The organism is Flavobacterium sp. (assembly GCF_044369455.1).
GTDB lineage: Bacteria > Bacteroidota > Bacteroidia > Flavobacteriales > Flavobacteriaceae > Flavobacterium.
This window is the reverse complement of sequence record NZ_JBIPLW010000014.1, coordinates 22,763-41,997: the sequence shown is the minus strand read 5'-3', so window position 1 is coordinate 41,997 and position 19,235 is coordinate 22,763. Positions and strand designations below refer to the sequence as shown.

Sequence of the window (19,235 nt, the reverse complement as noted above, 5' to 3'; positions counted from 1 at the left end):
ATAACTAACCTCGTATTTATTTAATCAATTCTTTTATAGGCGCCAACTGTGCCATGTCAATTTTTGATTCTTTCAAAACCGAAAGCATTGTCATGATATTATTTGGATTCATATCTTTCCCTAGAATTCTTATTACAGCAAATCCATTATCTTTACTTTTACCAAATACAACAAATTCATTAATATTATCCTCATCACCCACAAAACTTATAGTTGCACCGTCCTTTCCTGAACCTACTTTCATCAATTGTTGATAAGATTCGTCTTTTAAAATCTGAGTTATTTTTTGACTTTCAACTTCATATTGTGCCTGATTATTTTCGTCCAACTTGAATATTAAAACATTCATCTTATCAAAGGATTCCAATGCTCTTTTTTGCTCAGCTGACAGTTTTGTTTTATCCAAATTTAAAATAGTTGGTGAAATGTCTAACACTACAAAATCTTTGTTCTCTAAATTGGCTACAAAATATTTTTGTATTGTAGGTTCACTGTTGCAACTAAGCAATAATAGTGAAGTCAAAAAAACAGTTAAAAAGACAATGGCTCTCATGCTTTCTTACTTTTTACCTTTTGATGCTTTCTTCAAATCATCGCCACCAGGCAAATTCATCTTATCTGTCAATACCGAAAGTTCCTCCAAATCGAAATCGCCTGTTAATGACATCAATACAGTTTCCTCTTGTCCGATACCTTCAACGAACATTAATAGTTCTTTGATTTGCGAATCAGTAGCACCTGATTTTACAAAAATCTTAACGCTTTTTCCTTTTTCGTTCACACGCATCAACTCTTCTAAAGAAGCAGTTTTAATATACTTATCGAATACAGCTTTCATCTCGTCTGACTTCTTATCGCTTTGGGTGACAAACACTTTTAAATTGTCTAACTTCTTAATCAAATTGACATATTCTTGTTCCTGTTTGTCATTTACTTCCATTTTACTCAAAAGCGAAAACATTTTTTTGTTGACAATAACGGTTGTTATTCCATCTTGGTCTTCAAATTTATCGAAGACACTTTGTGCAAAAAAAGTATTTGCACTTAACACTAATACCATACTTAAAAGTAACTTTCTCATAATTTCTGATTGTTTATTTTTTAAAAATTTTGTTTTTTGTTTGTTCATATTCATTTAAATAATTCATGCTTTCGATGCCAGTGTTAACATGTTCCGAAATCATAGCCAACGCCTTGCACGTTTCTCTATAGGCAACTTCCGGATCATCATAAGTACCTAAATCATTCGATTTTGGTTGGTTATAATGATGGTATGTAACTACACTCACACCAAGTAAAACCACCACAGATGCTGCAACTGATATCCAAACTACGCTTTTGCGTTTCTTTGTTTGTAATGGATTTGTTGCGCTAAACTGCTCTTGTTTTGCCTGAACCGCATAACCAAATATTGATTTGTATTGCTCTAGATGCTGAGCAACATCGGGAGAAGTAAAGTACGCTTTCAACTCATTTTCTTCTGCGATACTGGTTTCGGCTTCGAAGTATTTTTCTAGTAATTGTTCTATTCTATCCAATGCCATAATGATGGGTTTTTATCATTCTTTCTCTAATTGTTTTTCGTGCTCTTGACAATGCTGTTCTAATTGCTTGTTCATTCATTTCTAAAATTGTACTCATTTCTTCAAATTCCATTTCTTCGATGTCTCTCATGTGAACAATTAATTTTTGTTGCTCAGGCAAATCGTTCATAATTTTTTCGACCCATTTCCAAGTATCGGTATCTTCCACTTTTTGTTGCAAACTCGCTTCTCTATCGGTGAAATTATTGTGAACAATTTTCATGTTGCTCGCTCGTTTTGATTTCAGTTGATCCAAACAATAATTTTTTGTCATCGTCATTGCCAATGCTTCAACACTATTGTATTGGTTCAAACTCTCATTCTTGTTCCACAGCTTAACCAATATTTCTTGAGTTGCATCTTCAGCTTCTTCGGTGCTCACAAGTAATCGCTTCGCGACCCGAAAGAGTTTATCCTTAAAAGGATTTACCAGAAGCATAAACTCATTTTGGTTCATTGAAACTAATTTGGTTATTGGTTGTTAGTTCAAGACGAGGCATATTTTTATTTGTTACAAACAAAATAAAATTATTAATCTAAACTTCGTAAATTTACGTTTATTAAAACAAAAAGCTGCTATGAAAAAATCTCTACTCGCATCACAAATACTAGTATTGTTGTTTCTTCAATTTGGTTGTGAAGACATGGATGACAATGCCGTTCCGACTAGTCTTGAAATAAAAGACTTTGTTTGGAAAGGAATGAATCTATATTATCTATGGCAAGCTGATGTTCCTGATTTAGCTGATGATCGATTTGCCAATCAATCGCAATTGAATACTTTTTTAGAGCCATTTGCAAATCCAAACGATTTGTTTAATACACTACGAGTTCCATCTCCTACTGATCGATTTAGTGTCATTTATAGTGACTATTCGGTACTTGAAGGAGTGCTTTCGGGAAATACGCTTAACAACGGAATGGATTATGGTTTAAAATACACCGATGCAAGTCAAACTACAGTTTTTGGTTGGGTTCGCTATATCATCCCAAACTCAGATGCGGCTTCAAAAAACATTCAACGAGGCGCTATTTTTTATGCTATTGATGGTATCCCATTAACAAATGATAATTACAGAACACTTTTAGCGAGTACTACTTATACCGTAAACTTAGCCAATTATAGTGAAACAGGTGGTATTGTCACTATAACTCCAAACGGGCAATCTGTAACTTTGACAAAAACTAATTTGGCCGAAAATCCTATCTTATTGAATACCGTTATCACACAAGGCGCACATAACATAGGCTATCTTATGTATAATGGCTTTTACTCTAGCTATGAAAGTCAGTTAAATGCCGTTTTTGGGTCATTTGTTTCTCAAAATGTGACTGATTTAGTTTTGGATTTACGTTATAATTCAGGAGGTTCTGTGGCTACTGCGACCAAACTAGCCAGTATGATTACAGGGCAATTCTCTGGACAATTATTTGCCAAACAACAATGGAATGCGAAAGCACAAGGGGATTTCTTAGCAAACAATCCGGGTTCTTTAGAGAATAAATTCGTTGCTGGATTAAACCGTTTACAGCTCGATAAAGTATATATTTTAACAACAAAATCTACTGCATCTGCAAGCGAGTTGATTATCAATTGTTTAAAACCTTATATAGAAGTAATTCAAATTGGTGATAAAACAACTGGTAAAAATGTAGGATCCATTACGCTGTATGATTCACCTACTTTTGCTAAGTCCAATGTAAATCCAAATCATAAATATGCCATGCAACCCATAGTGTTAAAAATTGTAGATAAAAATGGTTTTGGAGACTATACTTCGGGAATTTTACCAACAACATTTTTACCTGAAAACTTTGAAAATTTAGGGGTATTAGGAGATGTTAACGAACCCTTACTGAATGCAGCTATTAATCAAATTATTGGGGGCGGAAAAATGCTTCCTCAAGTACCAAGCGTTATTAATCGCGATTTCATAGATGCAAAATCGATTACTCCTTTGGGAAGCGAAATGTATGTGGATCTTAAAAATTAATCTCTAATTAGAGGCAATGTAGAACAACGCAACAATCCTTCTTGTTTGGCGATTTCAGCATACGGAATTTCTTCAACAGTAAATCCGTTATCGCGGAGCCAATGGTTTAAGCGTCTAAAATTACGTTCCGAAACCACTACATTATCGTCTATTGAAAAAACATTGGAATTCATATCATACATTTCATCACGTGTAATGTGAAATAGATTTTCTTTTCCAAAAAGGTTTACCAAAAATACATAATCGGCTTCTTCACGGAAACCACTTTTATAAATGATTCCTTTGCTTTTTCCAACAGGTTGAAAGCAACAATCGAGATGCAAGGCATTGTCACGGGCTTCTAATTTTGACTTCACCAAGTCGAATTCCTTGATAATTTTATTAGGGAATAATTGCTTGATATAATTTACACCAGCCATATTGGTTCGGGCTGTGATGTACTCTTTATAATCTGACCCTTTATACGTTCCGATGAAAATATAATCGTTCCACAGCATGACATCACCACCTTCTATATGAACATCCTCGGGTGGACGCACTACTTTTGCGGGATTGATTTGGTCGATTACGAATTGAATTGCTTCCAATTCGCGTTCTCTTTCGGGAAGAATATTGGCTTTAATAAACACATCATCAATTACGAAACCAATGTCTCGAGTGAAGATTTGATTGTAGTTTTCAATCATTTCTGGACGAAAAACTTGTACCTCATACTTTTGAAATACTTGATTAAAAGCTTCCATCTCTTTGACCATATCGGTTTCAATGGGATATGTCCCAGCTAGGATGTGTTCTAAAGATTTGGGGTCATACGCTTCTTCGGCGGTTGGTGTAGGTCCATTATGTAGGGCTGAACCCAGCACTACGGCTCTTAATCGTGAGGTTTCGTTTTTTACATTTAGTTGTAACATATAATAGCTTTTGGCTTGTGACAAATATAAAAAAGCTTCCCGATTAAGAGAAGCTTTCTTTCATTAAAAATTACTAACTTAACTAACTAATTTTTAATTAACTTTTTGGTGAATAACGTACCATCGTCTGAAGTGACGTTAATGATATAAATTCCGTTCGCATAGCGACTCACATCCATTTGGGTTCTATTCGTGATATCTAGCTTTTTCTCATCAACAATTTTTCCGTCTATTGTAGCAATACTTACCTTAGTGAACTTAGCATCTTTCATTATAATCTCAATGATATTGCTTGATGGATTAGGCACAATGGCAAAATCTTTTGTTAAACGAATTAGGTTAACAGTTTCGTCTGTGATGATTGGTTGACTAACCGTTGCATTTTGAGTTGGCGCTTTATAGGTATAATTTGAGGTACACCCTTCAGGATACGCAGCAAACTGCGAACCCAACAACGCTTCAAAACCTGGATTGAGCTCGACATAATTTTCAGCATGATACACTACTCCATTTGATAAAGTATTGTTCCCAACCGAAACTATATTAGCCGCTTTTATCCAATCGGACCTTTCTCGTTGCTTTTTTTCAGGTATGGCTAAATTACTAAGGTCATCATTTGGTGATGTTAAAGTCAATATTGGAAAGCAACAATTAGTAAAAGTAACATCTGGACCTATACTTGCTGAAGTGTCTGTTATGCTATAAATAAATGTTCCTGCTGGACAATTGACATTAAATGTGGCATTTAGATTAAACTCAAAATCACCTGAAGGCAATGCCCCAAATATACTCGGCAAGACCGAAAAACAAAAGGTATTCGACGTAAGTTGTGATGGAGTACTAATTGTTCCAATGATAGTATTATTCTGCAAAACATCTAATGTAAGTGTATTAAAAGTAGCGTTAACTGGTGCTTGATAGGTGCCACATACTTGAATAGGTAAATTAAAAGACACATCTGGACAATTTATATTGGTTGGATCTAAACTCAAGGCACCGAGTTGAGGAACAGCACAAGTTAAACCACAAATATTATCAATATAAACGGTTCCAAAATGAGCTGAGGGTTGACAATCACTAACAGTAAATTCAATTCTGCAAGGTTGATTTACTATATTAGATACATTTAAACGAGCACAAATCCAACCCGTGTAAAGAACTCTTCTGTTACTGCTAATTACAATAGTATTAAACAAACAATTATCAGGATTGGCGATGATACATATTTCATCCACAATATTATTAAATTGGTCATAAGCTCTTACTCTAAAAAAAGGTTGAATGGGTTGACCATGAGCTGGTTTATTATCCATTATCAATGAAAAATTGAAATCTATTGTAGATTGATTAACACTTGGAAAATAACGTGACATAGTTGTCTGATCAGAAGAGCCCATTCCAAAGGCATTATTCAATTTAATACATTTGTTGCTGCCATTCGAATTTAAAGTTGGTACATTTACTCCAAGTCCAGCCAATACTGGGTCAAATTGTTGGTATCCAGGACTTGTATTATCAATCATCGTAATTGTTGAATTGAAGTTATTAATTCCCGGAGTTACCACATTTGTTGCTGTTATTGCAGTTGGTGTAGCACATGATAAAAAAAAGGCCGAACCAGTAGCTGGCTGCGGATGTGGATCAGACCAAAAAGTATAGCCAGCAGTATTGCTTTCAAAATCACCATTAATACATTGTTGCATTATAGAAACTGGTGCAGGTTTAGCCATGTAATGCTCCTTTTTATCTGGATTTTCATAAAAGAATAATTTTCTAAGCTCGACTATTTTTGCATTTAATATAGCATTTTCTAATTGCGTTTCTGTAAATTCTTCTTCACTTTTAAGATGATTTATAACATCCTCACTAATTTCATGGGATAATTTATAGTTATTAAAATTATCGTTAATAAATTTTTGTATTTCTGTTTCCGTCTCTTTAGCCATTGAAATTCGGCTGTTTTCGGCATCCAAATATTCATTGAGCTGAGCAGAAACATTGGCTGAATTAATCCAAATGCAACCAATCAAAACTATTTTAAATATCTTATACATATCATTTAGTTTTTTCAATTAATGCTTTCATTTGAATTTTTAATTCTTCGATTTCATTATTTTGCTTTTCTAATTTTTTGTTTTGTTCAATAATATATAAAGTCAACTCTTCAATTTTTTCCATTTGTTTGGCTTGCATTTCGGCCAAATCAAGTCCCTTTTTTGATAATTCTTCAGCAGAATCAATTCCAGGTAAATGTTTGTTTTTATTGATGTATTCTTCAACATTTTTTAAAGGCATCAACTCGTAATTTTTTTCAAAAACATAATCTGCCCAATTTGCTGTACTACGCAATGCAACTTTAACTTTTTCAGTCAAAATACCACCTTCAACAAACAACTTATAATTACCGGTTGCATTTGGGTAGGAGACATTTGAACCTATATAAATTTTACCATTTGATTCACTACTTGAACCATTAAACCAGATATTGCTATTATTCATATTAACAATTCTATTATTATTAATGGTTGTGGACTGATCTATAGTGCCATTATCAGCATATATACTCTTGTCGACAGCGCTTATTAAAAAAGGTGTTGCTGCTGTCCCATTCCCCGTAACCGTAGTATTGTTTCCTGCAACTACATGTGTTGTTGGAAGCAAAAATGAACCTCCATTATTAGATAATGAAATGGTATTACCCGATTGAGATAGCGTTTGAGGGACTTGCGCCGGAAGTGTTACACTGTTCCCATTTGAAATAGATAATGTATTACCTATTAAGGCTAAAGACTGTGAATCGGTATCGGTATCGGTAAATGTTGGTAACGTAAATGAACCTCCATTATTAGATAATGAAATGGTATTACCCGATTGTGAGATTGTTTGAGGGACTTGCGCTGGAAGCGTTACACTATTCCCATTTGAAATAGATAATGTGTTACCCGTCAAGGCTAAAGATTGTGCATCGGTATCTGTAAATGTTGGTAATGTAAATGAGCCTCCATTATTAGATAATGAAATGGTATTACCCGATTGTGAGATTGTTTGAGGGACTTGTGCTGGAAGCGTTACACTATTCCCATTTGAAATAGATAATGTGTTACCCGTCAAGGCTAAAGACTGTGAATCGGTATCGGTATCGGTAAATGTTGGTAACGTAAATGAACCTCCATTATTAGATAATGAAATGGTATTACCCGATTGTGAGATTGTTTGAGGGACTTGTGCTGGAAGTGTTACACTGTTCCCATTTGAAATAGATAATGTGTTACCTATTAAGGCTAAAGACTGTGAATCGGTATCGGTATCGGTAAATGTTGGTAACGTAAATGAACCACCATTATTAGATAATGAAATGGTATTACCCGATTGTGAGATTGTTTGAGGAACTTGTGCTGGAAGTGTTACACTGTTCCCATTTGAAATAGATAATGTGTTACCTGTCAAGGCTAAAGATTGTGAATCGGTATCTGTAAATGTTGGTAATGTAAATGAGCCTCCATTATTAGATAATGAAATGGTATTTCCTGATTGTGAGATTGTTTGTGGAACATCAGTATACGTTGGAAGTGTTACACTGTTCCCATTTGAAATAGATAATGTGTTACCTATTAAGGCTAAAGACTGTGAATCGGTATCGGTAAATGTTGGTAACGTAAATGAACCTCCATTATTAGATAATGAAATGGTACTACCCGATTGTGAGATTGTTTGAGGGACTTGTGCTGGAAGTGTTACACTGTTCCCATTTGAAATAGATAATGTGTTACCCGTCAAGGCTAAAGATTGTGCATCGGTATCTGTAAATGTTGGTAATGTAAATGAACCTCCATTATTAGAAAGAGTAATGGTATTTCCTGATTGGGAAAGGGTTTGCGAAACTTGCGCGGGTAAATTAACCGGAGCACTTTGCACTCCGTTTACACTAGTTATTAATTGATTAGTAGTATTTATACTATTCGAAATCGAGTTAACAATAGATGCAGAAGATACAATTCCATTGACATTACTGGTCATTACATTTGCATTAGACGTTAAGCGGTTAGACTCAACTGCATTTGAAACTTTTTGCAAAACAACATCACCTGAAGCGTTTACACTTAAAAACTTGTTACCAGGTTGAACCGTTACTCCATTAAAATTGCTTGTCAAATTGGTAAATCGAAGGCCTGAGTTTCCATCAGTTCCTTGAGTTATTTCAACTTTATTATTTGGAGATACAGTTCCTATTCCGACTCTTCCTTCTACAAGTAAACCACTAGCTGGAGCAATCTCTCCTTGACTTATCCCATCTGGCGTATAGCCTTTACCAATCACTACACCGCCTTTGATATCTAATCTATTAGCTGGAATAATATTATTTCCTAAACCAATTCCAGTATTCCCATTTTTTGTTATAAAAATTCTTTGTACACCCGTTCCATCTGCAATAATAATTGAATTATTCGTATCGTTACCTGCCATAAAGGCTGTAGATGGCCCTCTATTTAAAGCTATTCTATTACCTAAAATAACATTATTATTGCCATTTAGTAAGTTGATTGCCGTTTCTGTCCCCAAAAAAATATTACTATCACCCGTTAACAAATTTCTAGGAGTATAAGATCCTAGTGCAATATTATTACTACCCGAATTGAATAACATTGAGGCATATCCTATTGCTGTGTTATCACTACCAGTTGCATTGTCTTGCAATGTTCTGTGTCCAATAGCAACATTTCTAGAACCAGTAGTATTTTTATAAAGAGTTCTTGTTCCAAAAGCTATATTTAATTCACCTTCTAGATTATAAAAAAGCGCATCGTTTCCAATCCCGCAATTAAATCCTCCTATTGAATTTTGAAGTACTTCAATTCCAAAAGCTACATTACTATTACCAGAATTCTGACGTAGCACATTTAATCCAAAACCTGAATTAAAGTTACCTGTGTTATATATCCCTGAATTTTCCCCGAAAAAAATATTTTCAGTTTGTGCAATTGAAGTAAAAGAAATTCCGATCAGGGATGCAATTGTAAAGAGGTAGGTAGTTTTCATTTTCATGACATTACATTTTACGTTAAAATTCAATTAAAACTCAATTAACTTTTTGATGTATGTTTTGTTATTGTTTGACCTATCAAATATAGTTCGTATGATTTAATAATATCCATTAAATACATATATAATCGATAAAATACGCTTTTTTAAAGTAAGTAAAAGATAATATCTTACATAATGATAAATTACTATACTAAATATTAATTATTGATAATAAAAAACTCCTTACAAATTGCAAGGAGTTCTATATAAAATAGTACAATAATTACCTTTTATCCATAGGTTTAAAATCTCTAAGTGGATAACCCGTATAAACTTGTCTTGGTCTACCTATAGGTTCTTTGTTGATGCGCATTTCTTTCCACTGGGCAATCCAACCTGGCAAACGACCAATAGCAAACATTACGGTAAACATATCGGTTGGAATTCCTAAGGCACGATAGATAATTCCAGAGTAGAAATCTACATTTGGATATAATTTTCTAGAAACGAAATATTCATCAACAAGAGCTGCTTCCTCCAACTGTTTGGCAATGTTCAAAATCGGATCATCAACACCAAGTGTTCTTAAAACTTCATCGGCTGCTTTTTTGATAATTCGGGCTCTTGGATCGAAGTTTTTGTAAACTCGGTGTCCAAATCCCATTAAACGGAATGGATCATCTTTGTCTTTGGCCTTAGCCATATATTTAGCAGCGTCACCACCGTCTTTTTGAATTTCCTCCAACATTTCTAAAACCGCCTGATTAGCGCCACCGTGTAATGGACCCCATAGTGCCGAAACTCCAGCCGAAATTGAAGCAAATAAGCCAGCATGTGACGAACCAACAATTCTAACTGTAGAAGTGGAACAGTTTTGTTCGTGATCGGCATGAAGTATGAATAGCTTATCTAAAGCATCAACTACTGTTTTGTTGGCAGTATAAGGTCCTGTTGGTAATTTAAACATTAACTGCATGAAATTTTCAACATATCCTTGGGTATTATCATAATAATTTAAAGGATAGCCCATCATTTTTCTATAAGTCCAAGTAGCAATGACCAAGAATTTACCCATGGTCTTGCAAACCGCTTCATACATTTCTTTTTCATTTTCAACATTAACCACTTTTGGATTAAAGGCAGTTAATGCACTGGTAAGCGCAGACAAAACACCCATGGGGTGAGCTGTTTTTGGAAAACCATCAATGATGTTTTTCATTTCTTCGTTTACTAACGTATATTTTCTAATATCAGTTTCAAACTGAGCTAACGCTGCTTTAGTGGGTAATTCTCCAAAAATAACTAAAAAAGCCACTTCAAGAAAATCGGCTTTTTCGGCTAAATCTTCAATAGCATATCCTCTGTAACGAAGAATACCTTCTTCACCATCAAGGAAAGTAATATCACTTTTACAAGAACCTGAGTTCTTATATCCTGGATCTAAAGTTATAGCACCTGTTAAAGCACGAAGTTTTTCAATATCAATAGCTGCTTCGTTTTCGCTTCCTACGATTACAGGAAACTCGTATTTTTTGCCATCAAATTCTAATATAGCTGTTTTTGACATGGTTTAGTATGGGAATAAATCTTAATAAAATTATTAATTCGACAAAATTAACGAATTGGGAATGAAATAAAAAAGAATTATAACAACGTTTTCGTTAATTATTTGATAAAATTACTTTCCTACTATTTGTTTTAAATAAAAAACCCACGAAACATTTCGCGAGTTTTTTTCAAATAAATTAAATTAACGCTATTCTCTAACTATTTTTTCTACTTTCATTCCTTTATCTGAAAGTATTTTAAGGAAATAAACTCCTTTTGCTTTAGTGGAAACATCAATCGTTGTTTCGTTTTCGTTGACCAAATTAGTCTGCAACAATCGTCCTTGAACATCGTACAACTGAATAGACTTGATTGAATTATTACTATTAACCGTTACAATTCCATTAGTCGGATTCGGATAGACCGAAATTGACGCGTCATTTTGAAAATCAGGATTATTTAATGATTGGAAAACAGTTTCAGCATCATTTGTTAGGATTGGGAAATTATAATCAAAATAGATATCAGCTTTTTTATTGACCTCATCACCGACTTGTAAGTTATTTTTAGATTTAATTTTCAATAGTATATTACCATGTCCACCCGATTCTAATTGGATATTTTGAAAAATAAACTCTACTATATTTCTATTTATTCTTGCATAAACTGGATTGGATGAATTCATTATTTGAAGTGAATTCATATCAAAATCGGTTTCATTTACTTCTACTTTAACCACCACAAATTCTGCTGCTGCTGTTCCTGTATTTTCGAAACGAATGTTGTAATGCAAATAATTCCCTATTTCTGATGGCGCAACAATATCTCCTTCCAAACAGGTAATATCATTTGGATCGTAAGAGCCTACTACGGTTTGGGGATAAGTATATGTGTTGTCAGATGGAATTTCGTCACCTGCAATTGGATTGACACTAGCCGAAAAATTCAATACATCGCCAATATTCACGGCTGGTGTTTCTGTAGGAGCATTAACATTTAAAACAATTTCTATACTTCTACTTTCAAAAGGTAACAAATTGGTATAATTCCATGACATAGTTCCTACACTTTGAGAATTGGGTACTACCGTTGCAGAAACAAAATCTAAAACGGCATCGAAATAACTGAAAGTAACATTTCCAGAAAGGGTTTGATTGCCTTTGTTTTTATAAACAATTTTATAAGTGGCATCAAAACCTGGTATTGCTCTAAACATTGGAGCAATAACTATTTCAACATCGGGATGAATTCCGTTGGCTGAGATGCAAAAATTTTGAGTAGCTGTATTATTGTTGTTATTGGCAAAAGGAATAGTGGCAGTTGTTGGCGAAAAGGTAAACCATGTTGGGTTTTCGATAGCTGGCGTTATAGCAAAACTTCCTGCTTGTGTATAAAAAGTATAGTTTCCTGAATTGTTTGTAAATGTAGCACCTTGATTTGTTCCGTCATTAATATTAACTCTTATGTTAGGTTGAAAAATATCGTTTGAATCACAACCATTATTATTGGCATCTAAAGTTACTGTTCCTGCAATTGTGTTGTAGTTTCCTCCGGGTGTAAAAGAGCAATAGGAGTTAGCGATAACATTGTTCCATCCGTTGGCTATCAATTGGTTATTTAAAGAAACTAATTGATTTTCGTCTTGACATATAAAACGTAACGGTCCCAAAGAAACAGAAAAAAACAATTGAAGAAAATCTTCATTAAAACCATTTTTTAAATTCAATGTTTGCAAAGGGTTGTCCATTAAGTCTAAAATTCCATTTATTCTTAAACGAGAACAATCTAAATCTACTAATTGATTATTTCTACAATGTAAATCATATATTAAGTTGTTTTCAAATACTATTTCTGTTAACAGATTATGATCGCAATAAACACTATTAAAATTATTATTCATGTTAGCAATATCTAGGGTTGTTAATTGGTTAAATGAACAGTTTAAAATCCCAATATTTGTAAAGCTTTTTATACCTGTCAAGTCGGCTATGTTTGAATTAGAAACATCAAGATAATTTGGATAAGCTGCTTCGCTTTCTTGGATTTCCCCATCAGCATTGGTGTCAACACCAAGTTGAATCAACTTCGCCTTAAAATTCGCATCAGGAATATTTACAATTTGTGCGTCGGCAATTCCTGTGACTAGTATTAAAATGTACAATAGTTTTTTACTCACTATAGAATAATTTTTGTTTCGGTGTTCGTGAATCTTCGATTTCATGGTTGTGTGTTTTTTAATTACTATAAGCCTTTAAACCCGCTTCAAATAAAACGAGTTTAAAGAATTAACTTTTCAATATGTAGCTTTATTCTCTAACAATCTTTTGAACTCCTATTCCTTTTTCTGAAACTATTTTTAAGAAATAAACTCCTTTTGCTTGATTTGATATATCAATACTAGTTTGATTTTCGTTTACCAAATTGGTTTGCAACAATCGACCTTGAACATCGTACGACTGAATAGACTTGATTGAATTATTACAATTAACCGTTACAATTCCGTTAGTCGGATTCGGATAGACCGAAATTGACGCGTCATTTTGAAAATCAGGATTATTTAATGATTGGAAAACAGTTTCAGCATCATTTGTTAGGATTGGGAAATTATAATCAAAATAGATATTGGCTTTCTTATTGACCTCATCACCGACTTGTAAGTTATTTTTAGATTTAATTTTCAATAGTATATTACCATGTCCACCCGATTCTAATTGGATATTTTGAAAAATAAACTCTACTATATTTCTATTTATTCTTGCATAAACTGGGTCTGAAGAATTCATTATTTGAAGTGAATTCATATCAAAATCGGTTTGATTTACTTCTACTTTAACCACGACAAACTCTGCTGCTGCTGTACCGGTATTTTCGAAACGAATGTTGTAATGCAAATAATTCCCTATTTCCGATGGCGCAACAATATCTCCTTCCAAACAGGTAATATCATTGGGGTCGTAAGAACCTACTACAGTTTCAGTATAAGTAAATGTATTATCAGATGGAATTTCATCACCTGCAATTGGATTGACACTAGCCGAAAAATTCAATACATCGCCAATATTTACGGCTGGTGTTTCTGTAGGTGCATTTACATTTAAAGTGATTTCAACACTTCTACTTTCAAAAGGCAATAAATTGGTATAATTCCATGACATAGTTCCTACACTTTGAGAATTGGGTACTACCGTTGCAGAAACAAAATCTAAAACGTCATCGTCATAAGTAAAACTAACATTTCCAGAAAGGGTTTGATTGCCTTTGTTTTTAAAAACAATTTTATAAGTGGCATCAAAACCAGGTCTTGATCTAAATATTGGAGCAATAACTATTTCAACATCTGGATGAATTCCGTTGGCTGAAATACAAAAGTTTTGAGTAGCTGTATTATTGTTGTTATTGGCAAAAGGAATAGTGGCTGTAGTTGGCGAAAAGGTAAACCATGTTGGGTTTTCGATAGCTGGTGTTAAAACAAAACTTCCTGTTTGTGCATAAAAATTATAATTTCCTGTGTTGTTTGTAAATGTAGCGCCTTGATTGGTTCCGTCATTAATATTAACCCTAATGTTTGGTTGATAAATATCATTGTTATCACAACCATTATTATTGCCGTCGAAAGTTACTGTCCCTGTTATGGTGTTGTAGTTTCCTCCTGGTGTAAAAGTGCAGTAAGTGTTTACATAAACTGAAGATGGTAAATTTGCAATAAGAAAAGTTGTTTGAAAATCATCAGCACATACAAAATTAAAATTTGGACAGTTCAGATTTAAAAAACTATCGATATTAAACTCTTCAATGCCATTCTTGACTAAAACAGTAGTTAAGTTGGGATTATCAGAAAATTGCAATTGACTTAATTGATGATTATTATTACAATCGAGAGTTGTTAGTAAATTAGATGAACAATATAAAGCAGCTAGATTATCTAAGCTACTTAAGTCTAAACTTGTCAACTGGTTGTTTCCACAAGATAAATAGTTCATCTGGGTTAAAGCATTAACATTAAGAGAACTCAGTTGATTACTGTTACAACTCAATGTAATTAAGGCAACTGAACCACTAATATCTAAATTAGATAATTGATTAAAATCACAATTCAAATAATTCAAATTTGTTAATCCTGTTGCATTTAATGTAGTTAATTGATTATTAGAACATTGAAACGTTTGCAGATTTATTAATCCGCTTACATTTATACTTACTAATTGATTGGTATCAGTTACTATTGTAGTCAAATTATTCAATCCAGCTAAATCTAGACCTGTTAATTGATTATTAGAACATTGTAACGTTTGCAGATTTATTAAGCCGCTTACATTTATATCAGTCAAAAGGTTGTCAGTACAATAAAGATCTTTCAAATTAATCAAACCACTGAAATTTAAGCTTGGTAATTGATTATAATTACAATTCAACGTTTGCAAGTTTGTCAGTCCAGCTATATTCAAACTAGTCAACGAATTAAAATTACAACTTAAATACTCCAAACCACTTACTGTACTTAGATTTAAATTTGTTAGTTGATTGTACTGACAATATAAAAAATTCAAATTTGTTAGACTGGTTAAATTCAAATTAGATATACTATTAGAACCACAATCCAATATTTTCAAACTTGTAAGACTGGATAAATCTAAATCTGATAATTGATTACTGCTACAATTCAATCCTTTTAAATTATTAAAACTTGAAACACCAGTTAAATCATTTATTCCTGAAAAGTGAACGTCCAACGAATCAATTGATTGAGCTTCTAAAACCTGAATTTCTCCGTCATTATTTACATCAATTTTAATATAACCCCCGTTTCCGTATGCGGTATTATTACTAACATCTGCAGCAATCAACTTCGCCTTAAAATTCGAATCAGGAATATTTACGATTTGTGCATTTGTCATTCCTGTGATTAGTATTAAAATGTAAAATAGCTTTTTCATAATTGTTATTTTTACTTGTGTGTTTTCTTTATCTAAAATAGTTCAGTTTTTGTGTTTGTAATTGAGCAATTGAGTAAACTCTAGTTTTCAATTAGAATTTGTATCGCTTGTTTACGTTTTTAATTACTTCACTGGTGTTTTTACTTACTTCACTGGTGTTTTTGTTAAGTCAACTAATGTTTTTCTCAAGTTAACTGATGCTTTTGTTAAGTTAACTGGTGTTTTTGTTAAGTCAACTGGTGTTTTTGTTAAGTCAACTGATGTTTTTGTTAAGTCAACTGATGTTTTTGTTAAGTCAACTGATGTTTTTGTTAAGTCAACTGATGTTTTTGTTAAGTCAACTGATGTTTTTGTTAAGTCAACTGATGTTTTTGTTTGTTATAATTTCATTCTCTTACTTTATTTTACTAACTGTTTAATTGCTTCCCAATAAGTTCCTGCAACCGTTCTTTTTTTCGCTGCGAAATGGGCAGGTTACTATTATCCGCCATAACTACATAACCACCGTCTTTTTTGATATACGATTTGAGATACGCTAGGTTAATCAAATGCGACTGATGTATGCGTTCAAAACCATGCTCGGTCAACAAATCTTCGTATTCTTTCAAGGTCTTTGAAATTAAAACTGGTTTGTTGTTTTTGATGTAAAACTTGGTGTAATTGTCTTCGCTTTCACAACGGATGATATCGCTAATTTCAAAGAGATGAATTCCATCGGAAGTTGATAGCGCAATGCGTTTGAAGTTATCTACTTTCTTGCGGATGTTTTCTAGCAGCAAATCGATATGAGCCACACTTTCACTTTTTACTAATACATTTTTTATTTTGCTTATGACTTTTTCTAATTCATCTGGATCAACCGGTTTTAATAAAAAATCTAAAGCACTAAATCGAAATGCTTTAATGGCGTATTGCTCGTGAGCGGTGATGAATACAATTTGAGAGTTCAGTTTTCCTCTTTTATTCACTTCTTCTAACAAATCAAAACCCGAACCGTCTCCCAAATGAATATCTAAAAAAACCACTTGAGGTTCCGTCTTCAATAGTAATTCGGTTCCCGTTTTTACGCTATCGGCTTCGCCCAAAATTGCTATTTCTGGTGCATACCGACTCAAAAGCGATTTCATTCCGGCTCTTAAATTGTCGTCGTCGTCTATTAATAGGGCTGTTATCATAATTAGTGTTCAGTATTCAGTTGTTAGTGTTCAGTCGGTCTAATTTAGCAATCAACAACTGATTACTAAACACTGACCACTGACTACTTTATATATTGTATTGGCAAATTCAAAACTACTTTTGTACCCAGAATGTCACCCTTATCATTTTTTAATGCTATAATTTCAACATTGGCTTTGCGCGACGTTGTTGCTTCCATCATTTCCAAACGTTTTCTTGTTATGTCCAACGCCATCGATTTATGCACCGAAACCAGACTTTCTTTAATTTCTTTCGATTTATCAAATCCAATTCCGTTGTCTTCAATGGTGCAAATCAAATTTTCTTTTTCAGTGGAAAAACTTATTGCAATAGTTCCTTTTTCGTTCTTTGGAATTAACCCATGAATGATGGCGTTTTCAACAAATGGCTGCAATAATAAAGGTGGCAATGCCATATCGTCTTCAATGTCTTTCCCTTTTGAAATACTAAAATCAAATTTATTGTTGAAACGCAATTGTTCCAACTCCAAATAATTTTGCAAACTTTCAATCTCTTTGTCAATAGGAATCAATGTTTCTTTGGAATACTCTAATGTCAATCGCATCAATTTAGAAAATTTCGATAAGTATTTGATAGCGGAATCGGTTCCGTTTTGGACAATAAAACTCGATATCGAACCCAAACAATTGAATACAAAATGCGGATTCATTTGCAAGTGCAGCGCTTTTTGTTCGTATTCTGCCAATTCTTTTTGCAGGGTCAATGTCTTCTTTAATTGCAGACGGTTATAAATCAGAAATAGTATTCCAAATGCCAATAGGATAAATAAAATGATAAAAACGATTTGCTGCTGGTGTCTTTTGGAAGTTTCGCTATAAACCAATTCTCGTTTTTCTTGTTCCTCTTTCTGAAGCGCTTCTTTCTTGTCAAACTCAAAATTCATTTCGGCACGAACACTGCTTCTTATATTTTCGGCACTCGTAACACTATCCTTGGCAATGCTATATAATTTAAAGTGTTTTAGTGACTCTGAAACATTGTTCTTTTTTTCATAAATTTCACTCAACCGTTTTTCGGCATTTTGAACTTGCTCTAGTATTCCTAGTTCTTTGGCTAAAGACAGGGATTTATTGATTGCAATCAAGGATTCATCCAATTTGCTTTGTTCTAGATAAATTTCTCCGATGTAGAAATAAGTGTCTGAAATACCAAATTTATCATCAATAGAAGTAAACGCAACAATGGCTTTATCGAATGTCTTCAATGCTTCTGATTGATTATTATTGAGTTTATAATACAACCCTAGATTGTTATATAATTCACCTAAACCACGTGAATTTGGATGTTGTACAAAAAGTTGCTGCGCTTTAGTGTAATACTCCAATGCTTTGGCGTAGTTTTTTTGGTTCAGATAAACATTCCCGATATTGGTTGTAGTAATACCAACGGTTTCATCTTTTATTTTTTCTTGAATTTTCAAACACTTTACAAAATAACTAAGCGCTTTAAAATCTAAGCCCTGCGCTTTATATATAATACCGATGTTATTATACAAACGGGCACATTTTTCAAGATTTTTTGTTTCTTCATAAATCTTCAATGCTTTAATTTGATATTGCAACGATTTGCCATAACTACTTTGTTCCGAAAAAACAATTCCGATACTACCATAAGCGCGAGCTAGTCCATTTTTAATCTCAGTATTATTTTCTGAAGCACTAGTCAGTTCCATTTCAAAAATGGATTGTGCTTTGGAGAAATTTTGCAACGCTAGAGGATAATTTCCAACAATAATATTGGCATTACCCAAGTTAAGTCGTGCAGTTCCTTCGGCTAATTTGAAATTAATTTTGGTTGAAAGTTCTAATGCCCGATTGGCATACTGAAGCATTAATTTGGGATCACTAGACTTATAGGCATCGGCAATAAGATTAAGCGTTTTGGCCTTGTCTATATCATTTTTAGCCATTTGTAAAACAGCAACAAGACTGTCTGCCGTTTTATTTTGCGACCAACAAACCGCTGAAAAAAATAACAGTAAAGATAAAGTCAGGTTTTTTGCTATTTTCATGTGTACCATTTTTA

The 19,235-nt window shown here is 33.4% G+C and carries 13 protein-coding genes; 1 reads left to right on the top strand and 12 read right to left on the bottom strand.

Annotated elements, in window-relative coordinates:
- Positions 1–16: 16 nt before the first annotated feature.
- From ACIQ2L_RS12000 to ACIQ2L_RS11985, 4 genes are read right to left on the bottom strand one after another with little or no spacing between them, the layout of a single operon-like run.
- Complete coding sequence (locus ACIQ2L_RS12000; RefSeq protein WP_396159122.1) at positions 17–553, bottom strand: DUF4252 domain-containing protein; 537 nt, start codon at positions 551–553, stop codon at positions 17–19.
- Positions 554–559: 6 nt separating this feature from the next.
- A complete protein-coding gene (locus ACIQ2L_RS11995; protein ID WP_396159120.1) occupies positions 560–1,081 on the bottom strand; it encodes a DUF4252 domain-containing protein in 522 nt (173 codons plus the stop codon).
- 13 nt (positions 1,082–1,094) lie between these two features.
- Complete coding sequence (locus tag ACIQ2L_RS11990) at positions 1,095–1,544, bottom strand: hypothetical protein (RefSeq protein ID WP_396159118.1); 450 nt, start codon at positions 1,542–1,544, stop codon at positions 1,095–1,097.
- A complete protein-coding gene (locus ACIQ2L_RS11985) occupies positions 1,531–2,040 on the bottom strand; it encodes an RNA polymerase sigma factor (RefSeq protein ID WP_396159116.1) in 510 nt (169 codons plus the stop codon). Before ACIQ2L_RS11985 ends, ACIQ2L_RS11990 begins: the two co-directional genes overlap by 14 nt.
- A 121-nt stretch (positions 2,041–2,161) precedes the next feature.
- On the opposite strand from ACIQ2L_RS11985, the gene ACIQ2L_RS11980 reads away from it, so the two are divergent.
- Positions 2,162–3,577, top strand: a complete 1,416-nt coding sequence (locus ACIQ2L_RS11980) for a S41 family peptidase (protein WP_396159114.1) — start codon at positions 2,162–2,164, stop codon at positions 3,575–3,577.
- Here ACIQ2L_RS11980 and ACIQ2L_RS11975 read toward each other — a convergent pair.
- From ACIQ2L_RS11975 to ACIQ2L_RS11940, 8 genes are all read right to left on the bottom strand, one after another.
- Entirely contained in the window at positions 3,574–4,488 is a 915-nt protein-coding gene (locus ACIQ2L_RS11975; RefSeq protein ID WP_396159112.1) for a dimethylarginine dimethylaminohydrolase family protein, read from the bottom strand. The genes ACIQ2L_RS11980 and ACIQ2L_RS11975 overlap by 4 nt on opposite strands.
- An 86-nt stretch (positions 4,489–4,574) precedes the next feature.
- Positions 4,575–6,542: a T9SS type A sorting domain-containing protein gene (locus tag ACIQ2L_RS11970; RefSeq protein WP_396159110.1), complete on the bottom strand. Its 1,968-nt coding sequence runs from the start codon at positions 6,540–6,542 to the stop codon at positions 4,575–4,577.
- Between the two features lies 1 nt (position 6,543).
- The gene (locus ACIQ2L_RS11965; protein ID WP_396159108.1) at positions 6,544–9,525 is read right to left on the bottom strand and encodes a hypothetical protein; all 2,982 of its coding nucleotides are present in this window, start codon (positions 9,523–9,525) and stop codon (positions 6,544–6,546) included.
- Between the two features lie 268 nt (positions 9,526–9,793).
- A complete protein-coding gene (locus ACIQ2L_RS11960; protein WP_396159106.1) occupies positions 9,794–11,077 on the bottom strand; it encodes a citrate synthase in 1,284 nt (427 codons plus the stop codon).
- Positions 11,078–11,266: 189 nt separating this feature from the next.
- Positions 11,267–13,279, bottom strand: coding sequence for a T9SS type A sorting domain-containing protein (locus ACIQ2L_RS11955; RefSeq protein WP_396159104.1), 2,013 nt, complete (start codon positions 13,277–13,279; stop codon positions 11,267–11,269).
- Positions 13,280–13,364: 85 nt separating this feature from the next.
- Positions 13,365–15,992, bottom strand: coding sequence for a T9SS type A sorting domain-containing protein (locus ACIQ2L_RS11950; RefSeq protein WP_396159102.1), 2,628 nt, complete (start codon positions 15,990–15,992; stop codon positions 13,365–13,367).
- Positions 15,993–16,399: 407 nt separating this feature from the next.
- Positions 16,400–17,167, bottom strand: a complete 768-nt coding sequence (locus tag ACIQ2L_RS11945; protein ID WP_396159100.1) for a LytR/AlgR family response regulator transcription factor — start codon at positions 17,165–17,167, stop codon at positions 16,400–16,402.
- An 83-nt stretch (positions 17,168–17,250) separates the two neighbouring features.
- Positions 17,251–19,221, bottom strand: a complete 1,971-nt coding sequence (locus ACIQ2L_RS11940) for a tetratricopeptide repeat protein (RefSeq protein WP_396159098.1) — start codon at positions 19,219–19,221, stop codon at positions 17,251–17,253.
- Positions 19,222–19,235 lie beyond the last annotated feature (14 nt).

What these genes read in the sequence shown, in the direction of transcription:
- ACIQ2L_RS11960 (WP_396159106.1), bottom strand. Translation starts at nt 11,077, where the DNA reads ATGTCAAAAACAGCTATATTAGAATTTGATGGCAAAAAATACGAGTTT.
- ACIQ2L_RS11955 (WP_396159104.1), bottom strand. Translation starts at nt 13,279, where the DNA reads ATGAAATCGAAGATTCACGAACACCGAAACAAAAATTATTCTATAGTG.
- ACIQ2L_RS11945 (WP_396159100.1), bottom strand. Translation starts at nt 17,167, where the DNA reads ATGATAACAGCCCTATTAATAGACGACGACGACAATTTAAGAGCCGGA.
- ACIQ2L_RS11975 (WP_396159112.1), bottom strand. Translation starts at nt 4,488, where the DNA reads ATGTTACAACTAAATGTAAAAAACGAAACCTCACGATTAAGAGCCGTA.
- ACIQ2L_RS11985 (WP_396159116.1), bottom strand. Translation starts at nt 2,040, where the DNA reads ATGAACCAAAATGAGTTTATGCTTCTGGTAAATCCTTTTAAGGATAAA.
- ACIQ2L_RS11950 (WP_396159102.1), bottom strand. Translation starts at nt 15,992, where the DNA reads ATGAAAAAGCTATTTTACATTTTAATACTAATCACAGGAATGACAAAT.
- ACIQ2L_RS11995 (WP_396159120.1), bottom strand. Translation starts at nt 1,081, where the DNA reads ATGAGAAAGTTACTTTTAAGTATGGTATTAGTGTTAAGTGCAAATACT.
- ACIQ2L_RS11965 (WP_396159108.1), bottom strand. Translation starts at nt 9,525, where the DNA reads ATGAAAACTACCTACCTCTTTACAATTGCATCCCTGATCGGAATTTCT.
- ACIQ2L_RS12000 (WP_396159122.1), bottom strand. Translation starts at nt 553, where the DNA reads ATGAGAGCCATTGTCTTTTTAACTGTTTTTTTGACTTCACTATTATTG.
- ACIQ2L_RS11970 (WP_396159110.1), bottom strand. Translation starts at nt 6,542, where the DNA reads ATGTATAAGATATTTAAAATAGTTTTGATTGGTTGCATTTGGATTAAT.
- ACIQ2L_RS11940 (WP_396159098.1), bottom strand. Translation starts at nt 19,221, where the DNA reads ATGAAAATAGCAAAAAACCTGACTTTATCTTTACTGTTATTTTTTTCA.
- ACIQ2L_RS11990 (WP_396159118.1), bottom strand. Translation starts at nt 1,544, where the DNA reads ATGGCATTGGATAGAATAGAACAATTACTAGAAAAATACTTCGAAGCC.
- ACIQ2L_RS11980 (WP_396159114.1), top strand. Translation starts at nt 2,162, where the DNA reads ATGAAAAAATCTCTACTCGCATCACAAATACTAGTATTGTTGTTTCTT.